Genomic DNA, 26,970 nt, shown 5'->3' with positions numbered 1-26,970 from the left:
AAGATTATAAAAAATAATTCGTTATTGCCTGCCAAACTAATAATGTAAATCTTTAGAACTCTTCTCACTTAAATTTCGATAATTCTACAGCATTCGACAAATTAACCACTTGATATAACGTATACTTTGTTTAATGTGAAGTAAAGAGAAGAATTCTCGGGGGGATTTAAATGTATCTTGAAAGGATATGTATTTGGAACTGGAGAAAATTTGAAGTAGTAGATAATGAGAAAGCTAGTATTGAGATTGTATTCAATAAACATTTAAACGTCATTGTTGGAGAAAACGACTCTGGTAAAACTGCAATTATAGATGCAATAAAAGCAGGCTTAAGTACGAATAGTCAAGATGTAACATGGATACTTGAATCAGATTTTTTTGATCCATCATTACCAATAAAGATTGAATATTTTTATAAAGAATTAACAGAAGATGAAGAGGCGTTTCTATACGAATGGTTGTATTTTGTAGAAAAAGAGTCAATTTTTAGAGTAGTGCTAGAAGTTGAGAATATAAAGGATTTAAATGGTAAGCAAAGAATTAGTAGAGTCTTATTAGGTGGAGAGGCAGGAAAAGAAAGTGTAATTAATGATAATGTTAGACACTTGTTATCAGTAACATACTTAAAGCCACTAAGAGACGCTGAGTCTGAATTAAGTCCAGGTAATAGATCTAGATTTGCTCAAATTCTGAAAAATTTAAATGTTTTTCAAGAGAATGATGGAGTAATAAAAAAGGAGATAGAAGAGATACTGACTGTAGCGTTTTCGGATGTTCAACAAAAAATTGATGATCCAGTGCTAAATAAAATGGAAGATGTAGTTCAATCATTCTTCGATAAAAGTCGTGAAAGGAAGCCAGTAATACAGCCGAGAAATATGAAATTTGATGAATTTGTAAAAAAATTAGAGCTTAACTTAGGCGAAATTGGAACTGGGTTGGGGAGTTCAAACCTTCTATTTATGGCAGCAGAATTGTTGCTATTAAGTGAGAATAAGTTCGGTCCCCAATTAGCGCTAATAGAAGAAATTGAGGCGCATATTCATCCTCAGTCTCAATTAAGACTGATAAAATACTTTGAGAAAAAAAGTAAAGAAGATGGTATACAGTACATTCTAACTTCTCATAGTCCAATTCTGGCATCCTCAATATCATTAGAACATATAATTTTAATCTATAATAATAGAGCTTATCCAATGCATGCTGGTTTAACTTTACTAGATGAAGATGATTATAAGTTTTTAGAAAGATTCCTAGATGCAACGAAATCAAATATGTTTTTTGCACGAGGTATAATTATGGTTGAAGGTGATAGTGAGAACCTATTAATACCTGCACTCGCCGAAATAATTGATAGACCTCTCTATGATTACGGTGTATCTATAGTAAATGTGGGGAACTTAGCATTTAAGCGCTATGCATCGATTCTGTTGAGAGCGGACAGTCAGGCACTGAATTTTCCTGTATCCATTGTAACTGATGTAGATCTTAAACCGAGATCTTACTTTGATAAGAATTATATTACATATTTTGAAGTTGATAACTCAATCGAAGGAGAAATTGGTGCATTGTTTGACTATGATTTCGATAGTTCTCTCGTTGGGAGTTATTTTACATTTGATATATTGTTGCAACGTATTAAAGGCAAGGTAGATGTTGACCCAGATAATTTCGTGAAATTGATTAGTCTTCTAGAAAAATTTAAAAATAAGAAATATGAAGACATACTGCTTCAAAAAATACATGAGTTAGAAACAAGATATTATAATAACGTGGAAAGTACTAAAGTATTTATTAGCTCACCATGGACATTAGAATTTGCCATAGCTGAAAGTGGATTATCGGAGTATTTACAGGATGCAGTCTTGGAAATTAATTTCGTAACCCTTAAAAATAGAGTTGCAAAAAAAGCAGAATGGAATATTATTGGTAGCGTTGAAAAAAAAGCAGTCGAAATATATCGGTTCATGCTAACCAATCAAATTTCAAAAGCTGCAGTTGCTCAAATACTTGCAAATAAACTTATTGAAAATAAAACATCGGTGAGTACTATTTTTAGAAGTGATCCTAAGCTTAAGTATCTTTATGACTCTATCCTTCACGTAACCGGGGGATGTTAAAGTGTACTTCACAGAAAAAGAATTTAGAATGGTTGAAGAGGCTACATTACACGGTAATTTTTTTAATCATAAACAACGAGAGTTTATAGAGTTAATGGAATCGAAATATATCATAGCTGGTCCAGGGACTGGAAAAACAACTTCATTGTCTGCAAAGATAGTCCTGCTATTATTAAATTCCATTAAAAATAACTCAAAAGATGGAATATGTGTTATCACAAAAACCAATGTAGCTGTTGATGAAATCAACCGTATACTAAATCATGTTGGAAAGTCTAAAATGAAACATCCACACTTTGTTGGTACAATACATCAGTTTTTTAATACGTACTTAGCAACTCCATTCATTCAAAAGGTGTTGAATCCAAAGCAAATTCGATTTGCTAAGGAGAGTGATTATCTTCAACTGTTAACACAGCTTGCTGAAAGACACCCGTACTTTAGAAGATGGCAAGAAAGGCCCAGAAGTATTGCTGTTCAAAAAACGAGTATTAGCAAGTTGTATTTTGATTTTACAAATAAAAAGTTTGATATTGAAAATTCAACTGGTTGGGATAAATTTGATCGTCATAGAACCCACATGTTCGAACTTAAATGGAGCTTAAAGAAGTTAGGTTGCTTTTCATTTGATGATATATTTCTTTTTTCTAAAGCTGCCATACAAAATGAAAAAGGATTATCATTGTTGCGTAAAAGATTTAAATATGTGTTTATAGATGAATTTCAAGATACTGAAAAAGGTAGTATAGATTTAATCACTCGTATTTTTAATTCGAAGAGTAATGTAATTCAGTATATCGGAGACCCTAATCAAACCTTGGACTTTGAAGGTGAAATGCCTTCAATAGATCTTTCAAATGCGTTTAACTTAAATATATGTAATAGATTTGGTTATCAAATTGGAAACCAGCTACCATATATAGTTGACAACTTAAACATTCAATGTCTTGAGGATAAATATTCATTTAATCCAATGCTTCTAATCTATACTTCTAAAACAAAATTAATCGATAATTACAAGATTCAGTTTAGCAAGTATTTAAAGGATCAGCGTTTCTCAGCTGTTAAGAAAAAAGATTCGATACTGGGGATACAAAATAATACTATCAACGAATATCTGGAAGAACCAAATAATATAAAGAGTTCTAGAACCAGGATTAAAGATACTGAATCGTTTACCATACAGATAATTAACTTACTTCAAGAAATACTATTTCATAAGATACCTAATGTAAGGAATAACAACATAATCCTTAGAGACTGGTTAAAGGAGCATCCCACATATCGAAGTCTTAAGATTTGTATAGTGAGGAGTATTAAAGCTGGAAAGTTAGAAGTTTCTCTATTAGTGGATTATTTAAACGAGTTGATTTATGAAAAAGGAGGACAGGGTGTTAAAGCAAGCAATAGTGTATTCTCTAAGATATCTTCAATAATAGATCACATATATATAAATCCTGTACAGACTGAAGAAGATCATAAATTTACTTTTAGTACTATTCATTCAGTAAAAGGAGAAACACATAGATCAGTATTACTTATCGATTCAGAGAAAGATAAGAATCCAAAGATTCACACAAAAATGATAAAATCATACTTCTGTGAATGGGATGAGGATTTATCAGGAAATTGGGTTGAGAGAAATCTTTTATATGTTGCTATGAGTCGACCAACCCATTTATTCACATTTGCTATGGATAGAAACTTTATTACAAATGAAGAAATTGAAATGTTTAGATTGAAGGGATGGGACATTTCATTTACAAGGGAAACTGAATCATAAATGAAGAGAGTTCTTTGTAGTGAATAATTAATAAATCAACATCTCATACAATCTGTTCAAGGATTTAGGAGAAATATAACAACTGTCGCGCTTCAAAGCTAAATACAGTTAGCTTTACTAGTAATAGCAAAAATTAACCAAAAATACGCCCTTACCCTTCCGGGTAAGGGCCCTCTTCATTTCCCCAGAACCTAACTCTTGATAGCCCCCATCATAATCCCCTTCACAAAATACCTTTGCACAAAAGGATACACCATAATGATCGGCAGCGTGGCGACCATGGTCACTGCCATCCGGATGCTTTCGCTGGAGACCGGGATCCGCTTGGAGCCTTGCGCCAGCTGCTGCGCATCGGACATCATGCCGGCGGTCTGGAACTGGTTGAGGATTTTGACCAGGACGGCCTGCAGGGTCTTCAGCTCCGGTTTGTAGGTATACACATAGGAGTCATACCAGGAGTTCCAATGGCCGATGGCCAGGAACAGGCCGATCGTCGCGAGCACCGGCACGCACAGCGGCATGATGATGCGGAAGAACGTCTGCAGGTCGTTCGCGCCGTCGATTTTGGAGGATTCCTCGATCTCGCCGGGGATTTGCTCCATGAAGGTGCGCACCAGAATCATCAGGAAGACGCCGATCAGGCCGGGGAAGATGTAGACCCAGAAGGAGTCGATCAGCCCCAGGGATTTGATGATCATATACGTCGGGATCAGACCTCCGCCGAAATACATCGTGAACACGAAGAAGAAGGAGAAGTATTTCCATCCGAGCAGATTGCGCTTGCTGAGCGGATAGGCGAGCAGCGTGATGAAGAAGATGGATACTGCGGTCCCGACGATGGTACGCAGCACGGTAATCTTAATGGCGCTCCAGATTTCCGGGTTCCGGAAGATGGTCAGGTAGCTCTCGATGGTTGGCACGCGCGGCCAGAAGTACAGGTTGCCCCGCATCGTATCGGTTGCATCGTTCAAGGATATGACCAGGATGTTCCAGAACGGATAGAAGGTCACGAGGAAGATGCCGGTCAGGAACAGGTATAAAGAGGCATCGAAGATACGCTCGGGCACGGTTTTTTTGCTTAACATGGATGTACCTCCTTATGGTTTAGAATAGGGACTGCCCGTTCAGCTTCTTCGCCGTATAGTTGACGATGACCACGATGATGAACGCCACCACGGAGCTGAACATGCCGACGGCTGCCGCATAGGAGAACATGCCGTTTTGGATACCATAGCGGAACGAATAAGTGGACAGGACGTCGGAGTAATCCCGCGTCAGGTCATTGCCGAGCAGGAAGTGCTGGTCGAAGCCCGCGTTCAGGATGCCGCCAAGCGCCAGAATCAGCAGTATGACAATGGTTGGCTTCAGGTGGGGCAGGGTGATGTACCGGATCTGCTTAAAACGGTTGGCGCCGTCGACCTTGGCCGCTTCATAGAGCTCCTGGTTGATCGACGAGATGGCCGCCAAATACATGATCGAGCTGTAGCCCATATCCTTCCACGTATTGCCGAGCGCGACGATCCACCAGAAGTACTTGCCGTTCTGAAGGAATAAAACGCTTTCATCGGTAATATGGAGGAATTTCAAAATACCGTTAATGGCCCCATCCGAGGAGAGCAGGGTCACGATGATGTTGGCCGCGATCACCCAGGATATGAAATAGGGAAGATAGGAGGCGGTTTGCACCGTCTTTTTGAATTTCACGCTCTTGATCTCATTAATCGCGATGGCGATCAGGATCGGCATCGGGAAGGAGAAGAGGAGCGTGATCAACGTCGAGGCCAGCGTATTTCGCATGACGATCCAAAAGTCGCCGTTGTTGAAGAAGTAACGGAACCATTCCAGGCCGACGAACTCGCTCGTGAACAGGGTCGACCAGAAGCCGCCGAGCGTCGGCTGGTAATTGACGAAGGACATGTATAGACCAACCATGGGCGTATACGCAAACACAATGGCCCAGATCAGTCCGGGCAGCATCATCAGGAATAAATACTTTTGCTGCTTCAGCATGGCCCAGCGGCTTTTTCGATGAGGACTTAAGTTCAAGTCACTCCGCGTCTGTAAGGTTGTAGCAGGTTTCATATGGGGCACCTCGCATCTCAAGTTAACTCAAATTATAAGACTCGGAAAAAATGAGTGTCGATATGACAATGTAACGAAAGATGCTTGAAAATAACTTACATTGCTTGTTCCCATAGTTAAAATAACGAAATCGCTATAATATGAAGGGATAAGGCCGACACAGGGGGTATGAGCATGTATAGCATTTTTCTCGTAGATGACGAAGAGCTGGAGCTAGAGATGATCCGAGATTATATTCGTTGGGAAGAGATGGGGATATATGTGGCCGGAACAGCCCTGAACGGCAGGGATGCCCTGGAGAAGATCGAGGTGATTCAGCCCGATATCATATTGACGGATGTCCAGATGCCCGTTATGAACGGGCTCGATATGGCAAAACGGGTGAGTGAGTTATTCGACTGGATTCAATTCGTCTTCCTGACCGGACACGATGAATTCAATTATGTGAAATCAGCCTTAAACGTAGGAGCCGTCGGCTATTTATTGAAGCCGCTGGATCTGAGCGAAATTGTAAGCGTTATCGATAAAGTCAAGCGGCGCTGCGAGGAAGTGCGGATGAAGAACCGCTCCATTCGCGTGACCAAATCCAATATCGTACGAGAGATGATATTCGAGCAGAACGAGGAGCGATTCCGAAACCTCGCTGCCAGCTACCATAAGCTGTCCCGCCATACGGAGCCGAGAACGTATACCCTTACGCTGCTCGGCCTCGATGCTCCGCACGCTGCACAGCCGGGGCTGTCCCTCGAGGATGGCATGGCGCGTCTGCAGACGCATATGGAGGAGTGGCTTGCGGACAAGAAGCTGGAGGCGGATCTGGTCATCTGCCGGGAAGGCGAGCTGGGCATCTTCATGGATGCCGCCAGCCATCTGAGCCGCTTTACGTGGGAGGATCTGTTGAAGCAGATGCAGGATGCGCTGGGCTTTACGATGACCGCGGCTGTGAACGAGGAGCCGGAAGAGCTGTCCCGCATCCAGGATGTATACCGGGAGACGCGGCTGATGCTGGAGGAGATGTTTTACGTCGGGAACGGGAGAGTCATTTATGCGAAGGATGTGCAGCGGCAGCTGGAGAGCCGGCAAATTCCTCCTTTCCAAGAGCCGGCTTATTTCGAGGACATTCATCAGCTGGCGTCCGAGCAGGCCGCGCAGAAGCTGCGGGATTACTTCAACCGGCTGGTCATGCTGCGGATAAGAAAAACCGAAGTATGCGATTTTGCCATCGGATTGGTGGAGCGTCTGCTGGAGGGGATCCACGAACCGATCACGGAGAGCCACAAGCGGGCGGAGCTTTACCATGCCATCTATCAGTGCCGAACCATGATTGAAATCGAAGCGATCATCATGGATTACGCCGGGCATGCGATTCGGGCGCTGGAACACCGGTTCATGGATAAAAATGCCAGGCTGGTGCACCAGGTGCGCACGACGATTGACCAGACCTATCACCAGGCCATCACGATCAACAGCTTGTCCGATCAGGTGTATCTGTCTCCCAACTACCTGCGTTCCATCTTTAAGGAGAAAACCGGCATGACGATCCATGATTACCTAACGAGGATCCGGCTGAACAAAGCCAAGGAGCTGCTGGCCGACGATTCGCTCAAAGTGCAGGATATCGCTCAAAGGGTCGGTTATGAGAGCACATCCTACTTCATTTCCTTATTCTTAAAAAGCCAAGGAGTTACGCCGAATGAATACCGCAAAAACATCTAGCCCGTCCGGCCCGTGGAGCCGGCTGGCAGGGGCTTTCCCGTTCGCGTACTTACGCGCATACACCAATTGGCGGCTCCGGCACAAATTCTTTTTCATCTTTCTGATCGTGATCATCCTGCCGTTCTCGCTGCTGATCTATTATTCGTATTCTTCGACCCGCAGCACGATTACGGAGCATACCTATACGGCCTTGGGCGGATCGCTGGCACAGATTAACACCAACGTGGAGAAGCGGCTGGAGTATTACAATCAGCTGTCGAACATCCTCTACATGGATGCGCAGCTCCGCAATTATCTGTCTACCGATTATGAGCAGGCGTACTATTATCTGGATGCTTTCCAATATATCAACCGGACGCTGCCGTCCCTGATGACCCTGAATGCCAACATTCTGGGCATCACCATTTATACGGGGAACCATACCCTTTATTCGGACGGTCAATACGTCAAATATACGGAAGAGTTGCCCCGGGCGATGGAGGAGCAGGTGCTGGATGCCGCCGGCAATACGGTGTATTTCCATTCCGGGAATTTCAAGGCCCATGATGCGTATATTACCATTGCCCGTTCGTTAAGTTATTTCAGCCTGCAGCATCCGTACGGGATTTTGACCATGGACATTAACGCAAACGAATTCTACTCCCTGATCAAAATGGAGAACGACAACAAAAGCGTCTATATTATCGACGAGTTTGGCGGCGTGATCAGCACGGGGGATCAGAACCTCCAATCGAACCAGCTGTTCGACGTGTTTCCGATTCAGGAACGGATGACCCAGGATGCGGGTTCATTCGATATGAAGATAAACGGCCAGGAGCGTTTTTTCACGTATAAAAAGCTGAGTAACGGCTGGTCCACGGTCATCACCGTGCCCTACGACGAGCTGCTGGCCAATGCGAATCAGGCGACCAAGAACGTTATCTGGTTCTCCGTACTGGCGATTGGCATGGCCATCCTGCTGCTCTATTTTACGACCAAGGTCATGACCAAGCGCATCGAGGTGCTGCTTCAGCAGATCCGGAAGGTGGAGCGCGGGGATTTCCGGCTGTCGATTAAGCCGATGGGCCATGACGAGATCGGCCAGGTGTCCTTCGCGTTCAATAAGATGGCCTCGACCATACAATCCCTGATCCATGACGTGTACGTCAAGGAGATCGCAAGGAAGGAGTCGGAGCTGAATACGCTCCAAGCCCAGATCAACCCCCATTTTCTGTACAATACCTTGTCCTCCATCTCTTCCCTGGCGATTAAGGAAGGGGCCATGCAGGTGTACCAGATGGTCAATTACTTGGCCAAGTATTACAGGGTGTCGCTGAATAAAGGAAAGCGCATCATTCTGCTGGAGCAGGAAATCAATCTGGTGAAGAATTATGTCGCGATCCAGAAGATCCGGTTCCGGGACAAGCTTCATATGCATTACGACCTGGATGAGCAGCTGTTCGGGAACACAACGATCAAGCTGATTCTGCAGCCGTTCATCGAGAACTGCATCAATCATGCCATTGGGGACGAATCGGGAATCAACATTAACGTGAAGCTGAGGCAGGAGGGGGACGACATCTTGCTCCAGGTCATCGACGACGGCATCGGGATGACGCCCGAACAGCTCGATCATGCGCTGAACAAATCGGATAATCTGTCGGGCTACGGCGTGAAAAATGTGGATGACCGGATCAAACTCACCTACGGGGAGGAATATGGCGTCAGCATCTTCAGCCGGCTCGGCATCGGAACGGCGGTGACCATTCGGATACCTGTAATCTCCGATAGACATCCTGCAAACGAACGGGACCCGCAGCAGGCGTTACCCTGAATGAAAGACATTTTGCATCATGGATTGTAAGATTGCGTTATAGATCAATGAACTCCCGATTTTTACAATGATAGATATATTCGAGCATATGAATATGACGACCTTAGAAAGGGGTTCAGGGAATGAAGAAACTAAAATTGATTCTGGCAGCAGCGCTCGTTATGACAACGCTTTCGGCTTGCGGCGGCAACCAGAAGGCGGCATCGGGCGGAGACAGCGGCACGGATGCGGACAGCAATGCGCCGATCACGTTAACCTGGTTTGACCAAAACACGGGGGATGCCTTTACGAATCCGGTCGCTAAAGTAATTACGGAAAAGACAGGAGTGACCGTTGAGATCCAGCAGCCTACGGGCAATCCGGTCGAGAAGCTGAATCTGATGCTCGCCAGCGGCGATCTTCCGGACGTTATTTTGATGAGTCGTGGAAGCGATATCATGAACAAGTATATTACCTCTGGCGCGGTTGTCCCGCTGAATGATCTGATCGAAGAGCACGGACCGAATATCCAAAAAATGTACGGCGACACGCTTGCCAAAACCCGAAGCGAGGACGGCAACAATTATTATTTCTCCAACTGGTACGGCTTGGAGCAGTACCCGGTGTTCGGATTTATGATGCGCATGGACATCATGAAGGAGCTGGGCGTCGGCGATAAGGTCAACAACGGCGAACCGTTTACCGCGGAGGAATTCGAGCAGCTGCTCGTCAAGTTCAAGGAGAAATATCCAACGATTGACGGCAAAGAAAGCATTCCGATGACGCTCAACGGCGAGAACGTTGGAGCCGTGACCGGCAGCTTCAAAGGCATGTACGGCATGATGCCGTATTACGAAACGAACGGGGAGCTGAAGAAGGACGTCCGCGATCCGCGCTATCTCGAAATGGTCAAGTTCCTGAACTCTCTGTACCGCAAAGGCCTGCTCGATAAAGAATGGGCAACGATGAAGACCAAGCAGTTCGAACAGAAGCTCGGAAACGGCAACGTATTTGCCACGGCGGAAGCGCTCTGGAATGTAGGCAATGCGAATGCGCTGCTCAAAACCGAAGCAGCCGATAAGGCCACCGAGGAAGAGCGTCAGTTCTACCAATATAAAGTGCTGGCCCCGGGCGTGAAACCGGAAGAGGCCACTTACGGACCGAAGAGCTCCCTGGGCTGGGACGGCGTCGCCATCAGCCGCTCCAACAAGGATCCGGTCCGGACGATGAAGCTGCTGGATTTCCTGGCCAGCGAGGAAGGCCAGTATCTGCTGATGTGGGGAGTAGAGGGCGAGCATTGGGACATGAAGGACGGCAAGCATGTGCCAAGACAAGAAGTGCTGGACGCCTTCAAGAAGAATTGGGATGAAGCTTCCCGTACGACGGGCATCCGCAAGTGGACCTGGATGATCAAGAACGGTCCAGGCGAGGACGGAACCCCGTATGACCTGATGGGCCGTTACCAGACCGATCCGGTCACGGATCTGGCGATCAAGAACCTGGCCGATACGTCGTTTGATACGGCACCGTACGATAACCTGGGTCCGGCTGGCGGAACGCCGGAAGCCATTATGGAAACGAAGGTGAACGACACCATCAATAAATATTTCCTGAAGATGGCCCTGTCGCCATCCGAGGATCAAGTGGTGGAGTCCTACAACCAGATGATGGCGGAGATCGAGGCGGCTGGCCTGGCCAAGCTGGAAAAGATCTATACGGACAACTTCAACAAACGTCAAGAGCTGTGGGGCAAATAATCTGACCAAGGGGAGTCAAAAGATGCTTCGTCTTTTGACTCCTCCTTTTTTCTTGCGCAGGCATAAACCAGATCAACACGAATCGGAAGGATGATATTCTGTGACCATTCAATACCAAGAACAGTTTCGCGTGTTTGCGATACAAACCGATAACAGCTCCTATCTGTTCGGCATCAACGACAGCGGCAATCTGCAGCATCTCTACTGGGGGGAGTCCGTCGCGATCGAAGACGCGGCGCCGCTGCTGCGGCCGAGATCGCACAGCTCGTTTGACGCGGAAGTCCATTCGGAGGTGGAGGAATACAGCTTCTGGGGCGGCGTCAAATACAGCGAGCCCAGCCTGAAGGTCCGCATGCCGGATGGCGTGCGCGACTTGGCGGTTCGTTATGCCGGGCACCGCACGCTGCAGACGGAAGGCAGGGAGACGCTGATCATCGTCATGAAGGATGAAGCGTACCCGCTGGAAGTGGAGCTGTCCTACCGGGCGATTCCCGAGTGCGATCTGATCGAACGTTCGGCCCGGATCGTCAACCGCAGCGAGGCGGATATCGTGCTGGAGAACGCGCAATCCGCGGCATGGGTCATCCCCTATCTGGCGGATTACCGCCTTACGCACGTGACGGGGAAGTGGTCCGGTGAATTTCAACTGCGCAGCACCTTCCTCACCGAAGGCAAGAAGGTGCTGGAATCTCGCAGGGGCTTTACGGACAGCCATGCCAACCCGTGGTTTGCGATGGATGACGGACATGCCACGGAATCGGCGGGGCAGGTCTGGTTCGGGGCGCTGGCCTGGAGCGGGAACTGGAAGATCACGGCCGAGCGGACGGTGTTCGAGCATGTTCGGGTGACCGGAGGCATCAACGATTTCGACAGCGAGTGGGTGCTGGGAGCGGGAGAAGCCTTCGATACGCCAAGCTTCGTCGGGGGATACAGCAGCGGGGGCTTTGGCGGGATGAGCCGGCGGCTGCACCGCTATCAGTATTCGGATGTTCTGCCGGGCCGCGAAACGAGACCTGTCCTGTATAACTCTTGGGAGGCAACATACTTCGATGTCAGTGCCAAGGATCAAATGGCTTTGGCCGAAAGAGCCGCGCGTTTGGGCGTGGAATTGTTCGTCGTGGACGACGGGTGGTTCGGCGGTCGCAATCATGATCGCGCCGGTCTTGGCGATTGGTTCGTGAACCGGGAGAAATTCCCGAACGGTCTCGGAGAGTTGATTAACCGGGTGCATAAGCTGGGCATGGATTTCGGCATCTGGGTGGAGCCGGAGTCCGTCAATCCGGACAGCGACCTGTACCGGGAGCACCCGGATTGGGTGTACCATTTCGAGACGCGGGAGCGGTCGCAGCTTCGCAATCAGCTGCTGCTGAACATTTCGAAGCCGGAGGTTAAGGCTTACATTTTGCAGTTTATGACCGACCTGCTGGAGCAGCATGACATCAAGTTCATTAAATGGGACATGAACCGGACGGTGACCGAACCCGGCATGAAGGACCATCCGCTTCACCGCCAGAAGGAGATCTGGATTCGCCATGTTCAGAGCCTGTACGAGATTTGGGCGGAGCTGCGGCGCAAATTCCCGCATGTGGCGTTTGAAACCTGCGCCGGTGGCGGAGCGCGCATCGATCTTGGCATCTTCCGGTATGCCGACCAATCCTGGCCGAGCGATAATACCGATGCCTTTGACCGCCTCAGCATTCAGGAGGGCTTCTCGTACACGTATGCTCCGCGGATGATGACCTGCTGGGTGACGGAGTCGCCGACCGGGATGAACCGCAGGCAGGTATCCCTGAAATACCGCTTCCACAGCGCCATGATGGGAACGCTCGGCATCGGCTCCAACCTGAATGAGTGGAGCGATGAGCTGATTGCGGAATCGGCCGAATATGTGGCGCAGTATAAATCCATTCGCCATCTGGTTCAGTTCGGCAGTCAGTATCGCCTAGACTCGCTTCGGCATAAAGGCGTAACGGCCGTGCAGTACGGCAGCGCAGACGGCAGCGACAACGTGCTGTTTGCGTTCCTGCACAGCCAGAAGCTGGGAGAGCCGCTACCGAGACTGCGGCTGACCGGACTGCAAGCCGATCAGTCGTATGCCATTGAGGGGGTGGCCGGTACATGGAGCGGCAGGGCGCTCATGAACATCGGGATCGAGCTGCCGCTGCGTGGGGATTTTGACAGCTTGGTGTATCGGATTCAGAAACTGGGATAAGATACTGCCTAAATAGAAAGAGCCGTGTTGTCTTATAGGCAATGCGGCGTTTTTTTTTTCGTCGACTTCCACGTTAACGTCAATGTTATGAATGATTTTAGATGCATCATGGACATAAAGGAGGGGAGAAATGTGGATTACCTTTCTAGCCTATCGACCTGCTGACGGGGATTATAGTAACAGGTAGTTTGATTCCTTTGAGGGCGTTACTGATACCATCGGTTATTTCTTACGATTCTGGGGAGATGAAGTAGTGAATATCTTTCAACATAAAGTTCTAGTTTGATTTGGAATAAGAGAGGTACTCGCAACATTTCAGTAACGAGCACCCCTCTCTCTAAATCCGATTAAGCCCTTGAAGCTATAATAACTTTCAAGATAGTGGAAATCTCTTGATGCCTTTCAGCTTCCGACCAAAGAAACATCCTGATAGTAATGTTCAATATTACGACAACGCAAGAAATTACCAATCCCAACAAAATTAAAACAACAACGGATGATAAGTTGCTTAAGTACATGCCAACAAATTCTGTCCACAAAGCAATTAAGAACAATCCGATAATACCTATTGGAAGCCATTTTTTATTTTTAGTGTTTTGACTAAGGGTTTCCAGGTGTCCAACCATAGCTGTAATGTATTCAGCTCTATTTATTCCCATTTCATTCATTTTCCTTGCAATTCTATCTGTGCGATATGCAAAGAGTATATTTCTTTCGTATTCAATCGGCTTCTTATTTGCAAGTGATAAATACTGTTGTTTTTCACCATTTCCAAAGTGCAATCTTACGGATTGATTTCTTGATTTGATCGCAAGATTCACAAAACCTAAAGAGGTTGCTTCTGCTACTATTGCGAGAATCGACAGGGAAATTTTTAAGGTCGCCAAGGTTACAAAGAGGAGTACTATCCCACTTATAAGTAGAATCGAAGCACTCATTAGGTAAAAAGCATCCTTTTTAGTTGTTGGGATAAGCTTATTACTAGATAGTTCATCATCATAAAAATTTGTAATCTCTCTTAGATTTGAAACAAAATTCATTCCGACCTTTTCTTCCATTTATGACCACTCCTTTTTGTTGATTAATACGTGGATATATTGAAAACAGTTTCAAAGAATGAAGTTGAATTTTTGTAGAACACTTGATTTATCAATACAAAGAGGATCAATGTGATGGGTATTAAAGCGCACAAATGTAACTTTCGCAAGGAGCGAGATCAGGAGAAAGTGCGGGGCATGGTCCCTTCGAGGAAACGAGCCAAAAAAGAATAAGCAGCGACGTTACGAAAAACGGGCTGCCGCTAAGAGGCAATAAGGGGACTACCCCTTCCGGGTATCTCGGTATTCGGAAGGGGATTTTCCCATGATTTTTTTGAACAGCCGCGAGAAGTAGTAGGGATCCTGGAAGCCGAGACGGTGGCTGATCTCCTTGACGCTCTCGCCGGTCAGATCCAGATGCTGGCAGGCCCGCTGGATTTTGAGCCGCAGATAGTAATCGATGGGGGAGTAGCCCGTCGCTTCCTTGAACCGGAAGGTGAAGTGCGGTATGGACAGATTGGCGTAGGCCGCCAGCTCCTTCAGGCTCACATGGCCCTCCAGATGCTCGGTCATGAACCGAAGCGTCTGTTCCATGTCATGCTTGTTGTGCTGGTGTTGCCCCCGCTGCGGTTGGAGCCGGGCGAGGCGGATGATGGCCGCCAAGTGGCCGGCGAGCTGCGAGACATGGATGATATGGTTCAGCGTATACCCTTTTTGCAGCAGCTCGTAACTCTCCTGAAACAGCTCTACGATGCTCCTTGACTGGTCGACCGGAACGATGGCGGGTTCGGCTGCGCCGGTAAATCCCTCGAACAATAAACCTGCATGCGTCCCCTTCATATGCCACCAGTAAATGCTCCAGGGATGAAACTCCGATGAAGCATATTCATGCGGCGTATCCGGCGGGATGACAACCGCCTGCCCCTTGAGCAGAGAATAGGTTTTGCCGCCGTTCAACCGGTACCAGCCTTCCCCCTCCGCGCAGTAGATTAAGATGTACGCGCCGCTGCCCTCCGGGCGTTCCCGGTAGTGATGAAGCGCACGCGGAAAGTACCCGACGTCGGTTACGTGCAGCGGTTCCACAAGCGAATGACGGGCAGCCTCTTTCATAATATGATCCGGGAGGACAATGATTTTCTGGGACTCGAATCCGTCTGGTTTTCGTATGGTATCCATAGCTTTACTATGAATCTGAACGGAATTGTTGTCAACCGGATGGAGCACCTGATAATCAGAATATAATCCATCATCAACATGATATCGTCAATGGCTCTTCGGCAGGCTGGCTTATAAGATAGAGACATAACGCAGCCAACGCGGATGCTAATGGAGGGATGACGACTCATGACAAAACAACGGCAAGTGAGCGTACGGGAAGAGACCGTGGAGATTCCCACGTATGAAGTGGGGAAGCCGGACCTGAACCCGATGTTTTTGGAGAAACGGGTGTATCAGGGGAGCTCGGGGCGTGTCTATCCGCTGCCGGTCATCGATAAAATTTACGATGAGAAAGTATTAAAGCCCTACCGGATCATTTTCCTTGAAAATGAGTACGTGCAGATTCAGATCATGCCGCAGATTGGCGGCCGGATCTACCGGGCCATCGATAAAACCAACAACTATGATTTTGTATACCACAATCAAGTGATCAAGCCGGCTTTGGTTGGCCTTGCGGGTCCATGGATATCCGGGGGAATCGAGTTCAACTGGCCGCAGCATCACCGTCCGAACACCTATGGCGAGGTGGAGTGGAGTCTAACGGATCACCCGGATGGCAGCAAGACGGTATGGGTCGGCGAGATCGACCGGATGTACGGCACGAAGGTGTCTACCGGCTTCACGCTGTACCCGGGCAAGGCGTATCTTGAAATTCACGCGCAAATGTACAATCGGACTTCGGAGCCGCAGACCTTTCTGTGGTGGGCGAATCCGGCCGTAGCGGTCAACGATCATACCCAATCCGTATTTCCGCCGGACGTTCATGCAGTGTTCGATCATGGGAAGCGGGACGTGTCCAAATTCCCGATCGCAACCGGCACGTACTATAAGCAGGACTATTCGGCGGGCGTCGATATTTCCATGTACCGCAACATTCCCGTTCCGACCTCCTATATGGCTTATCATTCGGATTACGATTTCGTCGGCGGATATGACCATGGCTTGAAAGCGGGGATTCTGCATGTCGCCAATAAACATATATCTCCCGGCAAAAAGCAGTGGACGTGGGGGCACGGCGAATTCGGCCAGGCCTGGGATCGCAACCTGACCGACGAAGACGGCCCGTACATCGAGCTCATGACCGGCGTGTATACCGATAACCAGCCCGATTTCACCTGGCTGGCGCCGTATGAGGAGAAAAGCTTCAAGCAGTACTTCATGCCCTATAAAGACATTGGGCTCGTGAAGAATGCGTCCATTGAAGCCGCCGTAAATCTCGAAGTCTACGGCCGCAAGGTCGTAGTACATGCTTATGCAACCTCGGTTATCGAAGAGGCTCGCATCCTGGTGACCGGAGCGGGAAACACCTGCTTGGATCGAAAGGTCAAGCTGTCGCCGGCCGACACCTTCCAGGCCGAGATCGAACTCGCCTCAGGTATGAGGGAGGAAGATGTACGGATCGCGGTACTGGCTGCGGACGGCAGAGAGCTGGTCGCTTACCAGCCCAAGCCACGTACCTTGGAGCTAACGCCGGACCCGGCTACGGCGATTGGCAAGCCGGAGGACCTGAAGAATACCGAAGCGCTGTTCTTGGCTGGGCAGCATCTGGAGCAGTACCGGCACGCGACCTATGAACCGGAAGCCTATTATGTAGAAGGGCTTCGGCGCGATGCGGGAGACGCAAGGCTGAACAATGCCTATGGTTTGCTCCTGCTGCGCAGAGGGTGCTTTACGCAGAGTGAGGTTTATTTTAAAAAAGCGATCGAAACCTTGACCCGCCATAACGCCCGGCCTTATGACAGCGAACCGTTCTACCATTTGGGCAAAGCCTTGAAGTGGCAGGGACGTTTGGATGAAGCGTGCGCTTATCTTTACAAATCGGTCTGGTCGGGGGCTTGGCAAGGTGCAGGGTATCTGGCTTTGGCCCAGATTGCCTGCGAGAAGCAGGAATATGAGGAAGCGTTCGAGCTGATCGAACGATCCCTGGCTGCCCAGTACCGTAATTATAAGGCGCGGCATCTCAAGAGTTTCGTCTTAAGAAAGCTGGGACGTTTGGCGGATGCGGCATCATGGCTTGAGGAAACGCTCAAGCTGGATCCCATGGATGCGGGCGCGATGAACGAGCTGGCAGCCGTATATCAAGAACTGAAGCAAGAGGACAAGAGCCGGCATGTTTACGAATCACTTGTCCAGCGCCTGCGCGATAATCCGCACCATTATATTGCCATAGCTCAGGACTATGCGGATGCAGGCCAATATGATGACGCTTTGGATGTGCTGCAGCGCATCGAACGCCTTACGGCATCTGCCGTCTATCCGATGGTTTATTACTACCAAGGCAGTGCACTCATGAAGATGAACCGGGCGGAAGAGGCATCCGCTTGCTACCGATTGGCTTCGGAGGCCGATCCCTCGTACTGCTTCCCGAATTCCCAGCATGACTATGTGACGTTAAAGCAGGCGCTCAGCGTACAGCCACAGGATGCGAAGGCGTTGTACTACTTAGGGAATCTGCTGTACGACAAGAAGCGCTACGAGGAGGCCATAAGCAGTTGGGAAGCTTCGGTTGCTTTGGATGGCAGCTTCGCTACGCCGCATCGGAATCTGGCGCTCGCTTACTATAACAAGAGGCAGGACCACGATAAAGCATTGGCATCCCTGCAAACCGCCTTCTCGCTGAATCCGGCGGACGCGAGGATCTTCTACGAACTGGACCAATTGTATAAAAAGCTCGGTCATGCTCCGGCTGATCGCTTGAAAGCGATGGAGGAGCACTTGGAACTGGTCGAGCAGCGCGACGATGTATATCTGGAATACTTGACGCTGCACAATACGCTGAATCGTTATGAGGAGGCGTTGGCATTGATTCTGAAACGCAACTTTCACCCTTGGGAAGGCGGCGAGGGCAAGGTGCCGGCCCAGTATGTATTGGCCCGCGTGGAGCTGGCGAAGCAGCTGCTTCAGGATCGTCGCTACGAGGATGCTATAGAGCAGCTGCTTGCTGCCAAGCAATATCCGCTCAACATCAATGAAGGGAAGCTGACGGGAGCGCAGGAGAATAATATCGATTATTACTTGGGCTGCGCATACGAGGGGCTGAGCTTGTCGGAAGAGGCGGAGGCGTGCTTCCTGAAAGCTTCGGAGGGGCTGGATCAGCCGACCAGCGCGATGTATTACAACGATCAGCCGCCGCACATGATTTTTTATCAAGGAGCCGCGCTGCGGAGGCTTGGCCGGGAGAATGAAGCCCGCAGCCGGTTTAACAAGCTGATCGATTACGGGGAGAAGCATATATTCGAGCCTCAGAGCATTGATTACTTTGCCGTATCGCTGCCGGACTTCCTGGTGTTTGATGAAGATCTGGACCGAAGGAACGAAATTCATTGCCGCTACATGATGGGCCTCGGGCATCTTGGACTTGGTGACCGGCAGTCCGCGGAAACCCTGTTCCGCGAGGTGCTGCAGCTGGAGTCTCACCATCAAGGAGCTGCGCTGCATTTGGCGCTTTGCAAGACGTTGGTGTAAGAGATTGACACTTCATTCTCAAGGGCCGTTACGAACGGTCCTTGAGCATTTGTGCATTCCGGGTGATGCGTTGACTACAACGGAGGAGGATGACGATGAATGATCTGGAGCAAAGGGATGCTGGATGGATATGAGGTTTGGACAGGGCGCACGGAGGTGATGGAGATGGTCGTGGTGCCTGAACTCGGAAGCAGGGTCATCTCCCTTCGCAATCGAATGACAGGCCGGGAATGGCTGGTGCAGCCTGTTGGAGTTCTGGAAAAGAACGGGTATGCAAGCTCCTTCGGAAAGCGGGACGGCAGCGGCTGGGACGAAATGTTTCCAACGATCAATGTCTGCCGGTATCCCGCGCATCCATGGGAAGGAACGGAGCTTCCGGATCATGGCGAGGTATGGTCCATTCCATGGAAGGCGCACAGCGAGGAAGAACAGCTTCACTGCAGCGTGCAGGGAATCCGGATTCCTTATCGGCTGCGCAAAACCTACTCCTTCCCCCGTGAAGATACCTTACGGATCGATTATGCCGTTCATAATTCGAGTCCGTTCCCGTTCTCTTTCCTGTGGGCTGCGCATCCGTTGTTTCAAATCGATGAAGGCGCAGAGATTATCGTTCCACACGAGCTGAGGGAGATCATCGTATCATACTCTGCGAACGGTCGGTTGGGCGATTTCGGCGATATTCGGAAATGGCCGCAGCCATGGGAGGAAAATCCCCAAATCCGCTTGAATCGAACCGGCAGCAGGCTTGAAGCATCGGCGGAGAAGTTTTATTTTGCTGGTGAGCTGCCGGAGGGGACAGCCTCCATTTACGATCCGGTTACAGGTGAAGGACTACGCATGATGTTTCCTAAAGAGCAGGTGCCTTATCTAGCGATATGGGCGAACTATGGCGGCTATCAGGGACAGTATCATCTTGCGCTTGAGCCTGCGACGGGGCTGCTCGATGATCTCTCGTATGCCATGCATCGTCAGGCAGCGGCCGAAGTGCCGGCTGGCGGCACGTATACGTGGTACCTTGAGATTAGCTGGATTAACGGCAGAAGATCGAAGTGAAGTCTTCTTGATCGACAGTGGACCGGCAACCGTTTAAGCATCAAGCCAATTCACGAATGCGCTGGTTGGGATTGTCCGTAAATAATCCGCCGTGGTAACAGATCACGTTGCGGATATCATAGTGAGTGAGCTTCTGCAAGGAGAGCTGGGCTAACGCCAAATCAATAGTGGTTGCCGGATCCGGCCCGATCAGTTGCCCCGCTCTGACGTTCAGCGCATCCGCTGCAATCAGGGTTTTGCTCGGCATATGATATAAGCTGGTGTGGCCCGGGGTATGGCCCGGCGTATGGATCGCGATGATACCGCCGCCAAACGGCAGCATCTCGCCGTCGCGCAACATGCGGTTCACGGGTGCTGAGGGCGGGTTCTCCAGCGTGTGTTTAAACGCGTTCCTCCACTCCGGCGGCACGTGATCCGGCAACGAAGCCAGCGCTTGCGCGATCGCCTCGGGCGATAATTTGACAAGCCTTGTATCTCCTTCGATATAAGGCTTTTCGATTTCGCTGGCGAACACTTCCGGGGCTTGCTTGCAGTGCTGGATTATAGCTGGCAAACTGCCGATATGATCCAAATCCTGGTGTGTTATAATAATTTTGCTTACATCCTGAACGGAAAAGCCGCAGTCCGATATCTGCTCCTGAATCAGCGGGAACTGACCGGGATAGCCAGTATCGATAAGCACCCGATTCTGATGATCCCAGAGGAATGTCGGGTGGATCGTTTCGGTACGTCCCATCATGGCTGCGGAAATTTCCAGCATGGCAATGCCTTGATCGATTAGTAGCATGTTTACATACCTCCACTATATTGGAATGTCTTCTCCCAAATTCAATCTCCAGAGAAGAACGAGCAGAAGTAGATTATCAAATCAACGAACCTTTGTAAACAGAAAAATATTTTATTATAACATAAAAATAATTATTTGTCAATATTCAATTTATGAACTAAAATCCTCGTTTAGGCATGAAATGTCCTGCCTGGCATACTTTGCATGATTCCAAGTCGTAGGCTGATCACAAGGCGGGGTTTCATCTCCCTATTGAGGAATATGTAATTGCTGGTATAATCCTTGAAAAGAGAAACGAAATGGCGCAGCAGATTGAAGAAGGAGAGGGAACGGCAATGAACACGATGATTGAACTGGATGACGTAACCTGGAGACGGGAGCAAAAGACCGTTCTTACAGGCGTGGATTGGACCGTGCAGCAAGGGGAGCATTGGGCGGTGCTCGGACTGAACGGCTCCGGGAAGACAACCATTTTGAATATGATTAACGGTTACATCTGGCCGACCAGCGGCACGGTTTCGGTGCTCGGGCATCGTTTTGGCAGGGTGGATTTAAGAGAACTGCGTAAATCGATAGGCTGGGTCAGCTCCTCGCTGCAGGAAAGAATCCGCCCGAGCGAATCCACGCTGGATGTCGTAATTAGCGGCAAACACGCCTCGATCGGACTGTATCAGAAGGTGGATGAAGCAGACCGGGAACGGGCCGAGCAGTTGATGAAGGATTTTAATTGTATTCATCTGCTGGGGCGTACATATGAAACTTGTTCGCAAGGGGAGAAGCAGAAACTGCTGATCGCCCGGGCCCTCATGGCTTCGCCAAGGCTGTTGATACTGGACGAGGCCTGCAACGGACTGGATTTTCTGTCGAGGGAAGCGCTGCTGTCCAGCATAACGGCTCTGGCTTCAAAGCCCGATGCGCCGACCCTGCTGTTCGTTACGCATCATATCGAAGAAATTCTGCCGATTTTCTCGCACTCCTTGCTCATCCGCCGGGGGACCGTCTTCGGGAAGGGACGTTCCCGGGACATGCTGACCAGCGACAATTTGACCTCGTTCTTTGAGACGCCGGTCGAGGTGAGCTGGCAGAATGATCGGGCCTGGATGTCCATTCCGGACTTGAAATAGAAGCTTTGCGTCCGACAATATTCATGGCCTGGGAGAGTGGATAGATGTGCTAAGTCACACCATAGCGAATCAACGGCTCTACAATCAGCGCATAACAGGGATGAAGCATGTGAGCCCGGTAGAAGCAGTAAGAGAATTAGGCGCTGTTCAGACACAGGATTACCACCAAGCGGTATGGGGAATCGGTCTCCGTACGCAGTCTGCCAAGATATCCGATGTGGAGCAGGCCGTGATCGATCGCAAAATCGTGCTGACTTGGCCGATGCGTGGAACGATTTTCTTCGTGCCTGCGGAGGATGCCAAGTGGATGCTGAGGCTGACGGCATCGCGGTTTCAGACGCATGATAAGAAGAAGCAGGCCGAGCTTGAGCTTGACGAAGGTACGCTCCATCAATGCGGTACGATCATTGGCAACGCGCTGAGAGGCTGTTTACCCGTATCCCGCCCTAGACTGATGGAGCAGCTGGAGGAAGCGGGGATCAGCACCAAGAATGGCCGCGGCTATTACATTCTCGGATATTTGGGGCGGACCGGCATGATCTGTTTCGGCCCGCATGAAGGCAAACAGCAAAGCTTCGTACTGCTCGACGAGTGGGTCCCGAATTCAAGGGAGCTATCGCTCGAAGAATCGCTGGCGGAGCTTGCGCTCCGCTATTTTACAGGTCACGGGCCTGCAACGGTCCAAGATTTTGCATGGTGGGTCGGATTAACGCTGACAGAAGCTAAACGAGGCTTTGAGGCTGTCCATTCCAATCTTCGTTTAGATTTTGTCAACGGCACGGAATACTGGAGCTCTGTTACTGGGCCATCCGCGTCCGCTGATACGGATTCGGCGGTTCTGCTTCCGGGTTTTGATGAATATTACTTGGGGTACAAGGATCGCAGCGCAATTATTGAGTCAGAGCATGATGCCAAAATCGCTCCCTTTCGCAACGGGGTTTTCCAACCCATCATGGTCGCAGGAGGAGAAGTGGTCGGTATCTGGAAGCGGGAGATCAAGCGCAGCGGCATCGAAATCACGTTAAGCCCGTTCTCGGCGTTGGGCGATCGAGAAGAGGCGTTTCGGGAGGCGGCTAAACATTACAGTGATTTCATGGGCCTGCCGATTACACGAATAGAATCATGAACGAGAAGGAGGAATAACGCATGGAATCCATTATGAAGCTGGAATCTTTGATCTCTGAAGTAACGGAGATTGTAACGGCAATCGACGAGGTGGAATTCAATCTGAAGCTTACGCCTGATAAATGGTCCAAGAAGGAGATCCTGGGCCATCTATGCGATTCGGCGGTCAATAACCATATCCGGTTTGTAAAAATATTGGTGTCGGATTACCCTATCGCGATTCAAGGTTACGCGCAGAACGATTGGGTTCGGGTGAACGATTATCAGAATCGATATGATCAATCGGATGTTTTGGCACTGTGGCAGCAGGTTAACCGGATGATTCTGCGGGTCATGCAAAGAGCCGATTCATCCGACTTCCAGAAGAAATGCGTGCTGCCCGATAAAACGGAGGTCACGCTGGAGTGGTTGTTTAACGATTATGTTGATCACCTGATCCATCATTTGGAGCAAATCGAGCTTTAATGCCTGCACTATAAATAGGTTCATGACATGAAACGGAAGGTGTCCCTCCATGTTCAAAGTACTGAATCTCGCCGTCCGATTTATATTGGAATTGATTCTGTTATTTTCGATAGGTTACTGGGGCTTCCATTATGGTTCCGGTCTCGTGGCACAGGCAGCTCTCGGTATTGGACTACCGCTGCTGGCAGCCGTCATCTGGGGCATGACCATATCGCCGAAGGCAAGGGTCAAGCTGCCGCTTGCTGTCGTGCTGCTTATTGAATTCCTCATATTTGCGACGGCGGTTGCTTGCCTGATCGACTCTGGTTTAATAACCTTTGCCATCGTGTTCGCTATCGTGGCTATGGCCAACCGCTTCTTCGTGATCAAGTGGAGGATGCAGCCATAGAATATTGAAAGTGCGCATTATGCAATTGCATAACACATTTTTAAGCTCATGCGAAAGACTGCCCCTCATCTGGTTGACAGATGGAGGCGGTCTTTTTGTATTGGATCCAGGTGCAGGATAAAAGACGATTTAAAGTCACGTCCTTTAGTCGAACAGGATGATATGATGGTTGAAAGAAAAGCCTATGTCCGGCAGCTGGATATCCTCAGTAATGTAGTGAGTGGAAAATCAGCGTGATCATCTAAAATGCTGAAGGTAAAGGAGAATGAACTTATGACTATGAAGATCGGTATGATTGGTTTGGATACATCCCATGTTTCCATTTTCGCGAAAATGCTCCATGACAAGGCGCATCCATATCACGTTCCTGGTGCACGGGTGACGGCGGCTTTTCCCGGAGGGTCGCCGGACTTTGAGCTGAGCGTAAACCGAGTGGAGGGATATACAAAGGAACTCGCGGCATGGGGAACGGAGATATTGGAGAGTCCGGAAGACGTGGCCAAACAGGTCGATGCCGTCATGCTGGAAGCGGTGGACGGAAGGTCGCATCTGTCTTTATTTCGCGCGATTGCTCCTTATTGCAAACAGGTATTTATTGATAAGCCGTTTGCGGTGAGCAGTAAGGACGCAAGGGAAATTGCCGAATTGGCGGAGCAGTATCAGGTGACCGTTATGAGTTGCTCGTCTCTCCGGTATGCGCAAGGATTACAGGATGAATTGGCTCGGGGCGGGGCGGATAATATCATTGGCGTGGATTGCGCAGGACCGCTTCCCCTTCAACCTACGCAGCCGGGATTTTTCTGGTACGGCATTCATGCGGCTGAAATGCTGTACCGTGTTCTCGGACCCGGATGCGTAAGCGTCCATGTAGCCGCAACGGAGCTGCACGAGGTGTTAACGGCGGTTTGGAATGACGGGAGGATCGGAACGATACGGGGCAATCGGGCAGGCAACGACCGCTTCGGGTTGACCGTTCATCGCGCGGAGGCCAGCACCTTCGTGGACATCATGGAGCACCCCAAGCCCTATTATGCCAGTCTGCTGGATCAGATCATGAAGATGTTCACGACGGGGGTTTCCGATGTTCCCTTATCCGAAACGCTGGAGATCGTTCGTTTTCTGGAGGCGGCGAATGTTTCCCGCGTAACGGGAGAAAACGTGAGACTGGATGAAAGCGATCGAAGTGAATGATAGCAGAACAAACACGGGATATACTGACTAGCGATATACTGAGGAAAGGATGCATCATATTTCCATATCGGCCGCGTTGATTGTATGATAGACAGATCAAGTACGTTCGGCCGTTTTTTGTAAGCCGGGAGAGGTGGTTATGATGACGTATCACATTCGGGTGAGACCGACAGCCTTGGTTCTGAGGGATGAGTCTGTGTTATTAGTCGAGTATGTAGATGAGAACGGATTGCATTATAATTTGCCAGGGGGCGGGGCCGAGCCGGGGGAGTCGATCGTGGAGGGAGCCTTGAGGGAATTGCGTGAGGAAACCACGCTGGAGGCGCAGGTGGGGCCAGTCGCATTCGTGTACGAGTATGCTCCGCATAAACAGTCCAGAGATAATTTATCGGGCATCCATACGTTATACATCGTGTTCGAATGTTATCCGCTTGAAGGGTCATTTCCGAAGCTTCCGGCGGCGCCAGATCCGAATCAAACCGATGTGAAATGGATACCGCTCGAGCAGCTGGACGACATTATTTTGTATCCGAATATTAAGAAACACATCAGACAGTACGCTATGGATCGCCGAAATATTGAAATGATCGAGGATTTTGTTCTGGACAAATATTCGTGAATTGCTGGGAGTCGTCAGGAAATGGAGGAGCGGATAGCTGCATAATCCGGCCAACGGCACAATAGTGTATAACAAGCAGAATGGAATGGCTTCACTACAACGTAGGAAGTCATTCCTTTCTTTTATGTGGCGAATGTTGTTGCGTGTAAAGGTTATTTACTCCTTGGTATGATGACAACGGAATGGGGAAAAGTGGAAAAACTATTGTTCGATCAGGAACCGAAGCTTACAATGATATCAGGTATTTGGAAAATGTTGTGTGGAAAGAGAGGCATTCGATGAACCATAAAACGATGGGTATGATATTTATCTGCATTTCGGTGTTCTTGTATGCTGTCCGGTATCTGGCAGCTGCCATATTCGGATCCAACTTGACGTCATGGAGCAAAGAGATGTTTGATTCGATGTTGACCTATGTAGGCAAAGGCCCGCTGGTATTAAGCTGGATCAGCCTGATTGTCGGCATCTTGTGTTTCTTAGGTCCGAGCATCGGCAAATGGAATTCGGAAGATTTGAATAAGATCAAGAAGAACTGGAAGGAATTCGATCCGCCTAATAACAAATGAAGTGTCGGCAGGGAGTCTTTTTGAGTATGGAGTGAATTCAAGGGGGAGTCGAGATGACCGATAACCAAGTGGCCGGCTTTTGGATCAGGCTAGGAGCCAACATTCTGGATGGACTTATAGTGTCGCTTCCGCTAACGATCATAGCTGGACTTATCACGGGGAATTATGAGAATGAGCCGATCAGTAACTTGATCTTCGGTTTATACGGTATTCTGGTGCCGGTGTATTGGAATGGGTATACGATCGGTAAGCGCATGTGCGGCATTCGTATCCGCAAATTCGATTTTCTTGAGCCGCCGGGCCTCGGGACGATGCTGCTTCGCAACCTCGTGGCGGGAATCGTGTATGCGTTAACCCTTGGAATTGGAATTATTGTGAGCATCTTTATGGTTGCGCTGCGAGAGGATAAGCGTTCGCTGCACGATTTTATCGCCGGTACGGAAGTTGTATATGACTAGGGAATGAAGGGG

21 protein-coding genes are annotated in these 26,970 nt (G+C 49.0%); 16 read left to right on the top strand and 5 right to left on the bottom strand.

The features are described from left to right. The first annotated feature begins 170 nt into the window (after positions 1-170). Together MHI43_RS22315 and MHI43_RS22310 are read left to right on the top strand one after the other, a co-directional pair. Entirely contained in the window at positions 171-2,120 is a 1,950-nt protein-coding gene (locus tag MHI43_RS22315; RefSeq protein WP_036664130.1) for an AAA family ATPase, read from the top strand. Position 2,121: 1 nt separating this feature from the next. After that, positions 2,122-3,903, top strand: a complete 1,782-nt coding sequence (locus MHI43_RS22310; protein WP_036664129.1) for a UvrD-helicase domain-containing protein — start codon at positions 2,122-2,124, stop codon at positions 3,901-3,903. Positions 3,904-4,094: 191 nt separating this feature from the next. Here the strand turns inward: MHI43_RS22310 and MHI43_RS22305 are convergent, their stop codons facing one another. Beyond that, complete coding sequence (locus tag MHI43_RS22305; RefSeq protein ID WP_009590032.1) at positions 4,095-4,988, bottom strand: carbohydrate ABC transporter permease; 894 nt, start codon at positions 4,986-4,988, stop codon at positions 4,095-4,097. A 19-nt stretch (positions 4,989-5,007) separates the two neighbouring features. After that, the gene (locus MHI43_RS22300) at positions 5,008-5,985 is read right to left on the bottom strand and encodes an ABC transporter permease subunit (RefSeq protein WP_051425387.1); all 978 of its coding nucleotides are present in this window, start codon (positions 5,983-5,985) and stop codon (positions 5,008-5,010) included. A gap of 174 nt (positions 5,986-6,159) precedes the next feature. On the opposite strand from MHI43_RS22300, the gene MHI43_RS22295 reads away from it, so the two are divergent. The 4 genes from MHI43_RS22295 to MHI43_RS22280 all read left to right on the top strand — a co-directional run bounded on the left by MHI43_RS22295 (position 6,160) and on the right by MHI43_RS22280 (position 13,462). After that, positions 6,160-7,701, top strand: a complete 1,542-nt coding sequence (locus tag MHI43_RS22295; protein ID WP_036664126.1) for a response regulator — start codon at positions 6,160-6,162, stop codon at positions 7,699-7,701. After that, the gene (locus MHI43_RS22290; RefSeq protein ID WP_036664124.1) at positions 7,679-9,514 is read left to right on the top strand and encodes a sensor histidine kinase; all 1,836 of its coding nucleotides are present in this window, start codon (positions 7,679-7,681) and stop codon (positions 9,512-9,514) included. The genes MHI43_RS22295 and MHI43_RS22290 overlap by 23 nt, the downstream gene beginning before the upstream one ends. Before the next feature lie 122 nt (positions 9,515-9,636). Continuing rightward, positions 9,637-11,250, top strand: a complete 1,614-nt coding sequence (locus MHI43_RS22285) for an ABC transporter substrate-binding protein (RefSeq protein WP_036664123.1) — start codon at positions 9,637-9,639, stop codon at positions 11,248-11,250. A gap of 100 nt (positions 11,251-11,350) precedes the next feature. Beyond that, positions 11,351-13,462 carry an alpha-galactosidase gene (locus MHI43_RS22280; protein WP_036664121.1) on the top strand — a complete coding sequence of 704 codons (2,112 nt, stop codon included), beginning with the start codon at positions 11,351-11,353 and terminating at the stop codon, positions 13,460-13,462. Between the two features lie 347 nt (positions 13,463-13,809). Here MHI43_RS22280 and MHI43_RS22275 read toward each other — a convergent pair whose 3' ends face one another. Beyond that, positions 13,810-14,520, bottom strand: coding sequence for a hypothetical protein (locus MHI43_RS22275; RefSeq protein ID WP_015736506.1), 711 nt, complete (start codon positions 14,518-14,520; stop codon positions 13,810-13,812). Positions 14,521-14,781: 261 nt separating this feature from the next. Beyond that, positions 14,782-15,675, bottom strand: coding sequence for an AraC family transcriptional regulator (locus MHI43_RS22270; RefSeq protein WP_015736505.1), 894 nt, complete (start codon positions 15,673-15,675; stop codon positions 14,782-14,784). A gap of 168 nt (positions 15,676-15,843) precedes the next feature. Here MHI43_RS22270 and MHI43_RS22265 point away from each other — a divergent pair, with 168 nt between their 5' ends. Continuing rightward, on the top strand, positions 15,844-19,182 hold the full coding sequence (locus MHI43_RS22265; RefSeq protein WP_036664120.1) for a DUF5107 domain-containing protein: 3,339 nt from the start codon (positions 15,844-15,846) through the stop codon (positions 19,180-19,182). Between the two features lie 99 nt (positions 19,183-19,281). Next, a complete protein-coding gene (locus tag MHI43_RS22260) occupies positions 19,282-20,235 on the top strand; it encodes a hypothetical protein (RefSeq protein ID WP_036664118.1) in 954 nt (317 codons plus the stop codon). Positions 20,236-20,275: 40 nt separating this feature from the next. On the opposite strand, the gene MHI43_RS22255 is transcribed toward MHI43_RS22260, so the two are convergent. After that, entirely contained in the window at positions 20,276-21,022 is a 747-nt protein-coding gene (locus MHI43_RS22255; RefSeq protein ID WP_036664116.1) for an MBL fold metallo-hydrolase, read from the bottom strand. A 335-nt stretch (positions 21,023-21,357) separates the two neighbouring features. On the opposite strand from MHI43_RS22255, the gene MHI43_RS22250 reads away from it, so the two are divergent. The 8 genes from MHI43_RS22250 to MHI43_RS22215 all read left to right on the top strand — a co-directional run bounded on the left by MHI43_RS22250 (position 21,358) and on the right by MHI43_RS22215 (position 26,958). After that, the gene (locus MHI43_RS22250) at positions 21,358-22,146 is read left to right on the top strand and encodes an ABC transporter ATP-binding protein (RefSeq protein ID WP_036664317.1); all 789 of its coding nucleotides are present in this window, start codon (positions 21,358-21,360) and stop codon (positions 22,144-22,146) included. A gap of 46 nt (positions 22,147-22,192) precedes the next feature. Further along, positions 22,193-23,272, top strand: a complete 1,080-nt coding sequence (locus MHI43_RS22245) for a winged helix DNA-binding domain-containing protein (RefSeq protein ID WP_036664114.1) — start codon at positions 22,193-22,195, stop codon at positions 23,270-23,272. Between the two features lie 20 nt (positions 23,273-23,292). Beyond that, positions 23,293-23,736 carry a DinB family protein gene (locus MHI43_RS22240; protein WP_015736499.1) on the top strand — a complete coding sequence of 148 codons (444 nt, stop codon included), beginning with the start codon at positions 23,293-23,295 and terminating at the stop codon, positions 23,734-23,736. A gap of 49 nt (positions 23,737-23,785) precedes the next feature. After that, complete coding sequence (locus tag MHI43_RS22235; RefSeq protein ID WP_036664113.1) at positions 23,786-24,124, top strand: YrdB family protein; 339 nt, start codon at positions 23,786-23,788, stop codon at positions 24,122-24,124. A gap of 273 nt (positions 24,125-24,397) precedes the next feature. Continuing rightward, positions 24,398-25,315 carry a Gfo/Idh/MocA family oxidoreductase gene (locus tag MHI43_RS22230; protein WP_036664111.1) on the top strand — a complete coding sequence of 306 codons (918 nt, stop codon included), beginning with the start codon at positions 24,398-24,400 and terminating at the stop codon, positions 25,313-25,315. 142 nt (positions 25,316-25,457) lie between these two features. Further along, positions 25,458-25,934: an NUDIX domain-containing protein gene (locus tag MHI43_RS22225; RefSeq protein WP_015736496.1), complete on the top strand. Its 477-nt coding sequence runs from the start codon at positions 25,458-25,460 to the stop codon at positions 25,932-25,934. Between the two features lie 293 nt (positions 25,935-26,227). Further along, on the top strand, positions 26,228-26,500 hold the full coding sequence (locus MHI43_RS22220; RefSeq protein WP_341283163.1) for a hypothetical protein: 273 nt from the start codon (positions 26,228-26,230) through the stop codon (positions 26,498-26,500). Between the two features lie 53 nt (positions 26,501-26,553). Further along, complete coding sequence (locus MHI43_RS22215; RefSeq protein ID WP_009589894.1) at positions 26,554-26,958, top strand: RDD family protein; 405 nt, start codon at positions 26,554-26,556, stop codon at positions 26,956-26,958. The last annotated feature ends 12 nt before the right edge of the window (positions 26,959-26,970 follow it).

The sequence above is a fragment of the Paenibacillus sp. FSL H8-0457 genome (assembly GCF_038051935.1).
GTDB lineage: Bacteria > Bacillota > Bacilli > Paenibacillales > Paenibacillaceae > Paenibacillus_AQ > Paenibacillus_AQ lautus_A.
This window is presented reverse-complemented; position numbering and strand designations above follow the sequence as displayed.

Coding starts and splice junctions, on each gene's coding strand:
- MHI43_RS22315 (WP_036664130.1), top strand. CDS start 171: ATGTATCTTGAAAGGATATGTATTTGGAACTGGAGAAAATTTGAAGTA.
- MHI43_RS22305 (WP_009590032.1), bottom strand. CDS start 4,988: ATGTTAAGCAAAAAAACCGTGCCCGAGCGTATCTTCGATGCCTCTTTA.
- MHI43_RS22300 (WP_051425387.1), bottom strand. CDS start 5,985: ATGAAACCTGCTACAACCTTACAGACGCGGAGTGACTTGAACTTAAGT.
- MHI43_RS22295 (WP_036664126.1), top strand. CDS start 6,160: ATGTATAGCATTTTTCTCGTAGATGACGAAGAGCTGGAGCTAGAGATG.
- MHI43_RS22290 (WP_036664124.1), top strand. CDS start 7,679: ATGAATACCGCAAAAACATCTAGCCCGTCCGGCCCGTGGAGCCGGCTG.
- MHI43_RS22285 (WP_036664123.1), top strand. CDS start 9,637: ATGAAGAAACTAAAATTGATTCTGGCAGCAGCGCTCGTTATGACAACG.
- MHI43_RS22275 (WP_015736506.1), bottom strand. CDS start 14,520: ATGGAAGAAAAGGTCGGAATGAATTTTGTTTCAAATCTAAGAGAGATT.
- MHI43_RS22270 (WP_015736505.1), bottom strand. CDS start 15,675: ATGGATACCATACGAAAACCAGACGGATTCGAGTCCCAGAAAATCATT.
- MHI43_RS22265 (WP_036664120.1), top strand. CDS start 15,844: ATGACAAAACAACGGCAAGTGAGCGTACGGGAAGAGACCGTGGAGATT.
- MHI43_RS22260 (WP_036664118.1), top strand. CDS start 19,282: ATGATCTGGAGCAAAGGGATGCTGGATGGATATGAGGTTTGGACAGGG.
- MHI43_RS22255 (WP_036664116.1), bottom strand. CDS start 21,022: ATGCTACTAATCGATCAAGGCATTGCCATGCTGGAAATTTCCGCAGCC.
- MHI43_RS22250 (WP_036664317.1), top strand. CDS start 21,358: ATGAACACGATGATTGAACTGGATGACGTAACCTGGAGACGGGAGCAA.
- MHI43_RS22240 (WP_015736499.1), top strand. CDS start 23,293: ATGGAATCCATTATGAAGCTGGAATCTTTGATCTCTGAAGTAACGGAG.
- MHI43_RS22235 (WP_036664113.1), top strand. CDS start 23,786: ATGTTCAAAGTACTGAATCTCGCCGTCCGATTTATATTGGAATTGATT.
- MHI43_RS22230 (WP_036664111.1), top strand. CDS start 24,398: ATGACTATGAAGATCGGTATGATTGGTTTGGATACATCCCATGTTTCC.
- MHI43_RS22225 (WP_015736496.1), top strand. CDS start 25,458: ATGACGTATCACATTCGGGTGAGACCGACAGCCTTGGTTCTGAGGGAT.
- MHI43_RS22220 (WP_341283163.1), top strand. CDS start 26,228: ATGGGTATGATATTTATCTGCATTTCGGTGTTCTTGTATGCTGTCCGG.
- MHI43_RS22215 (WP_009589894.1), top strand. CDS start 26,554: ATGACCGATAACCAAGTGGCCGGCTTTTGGATCAGGCTAGGAGCCAAC.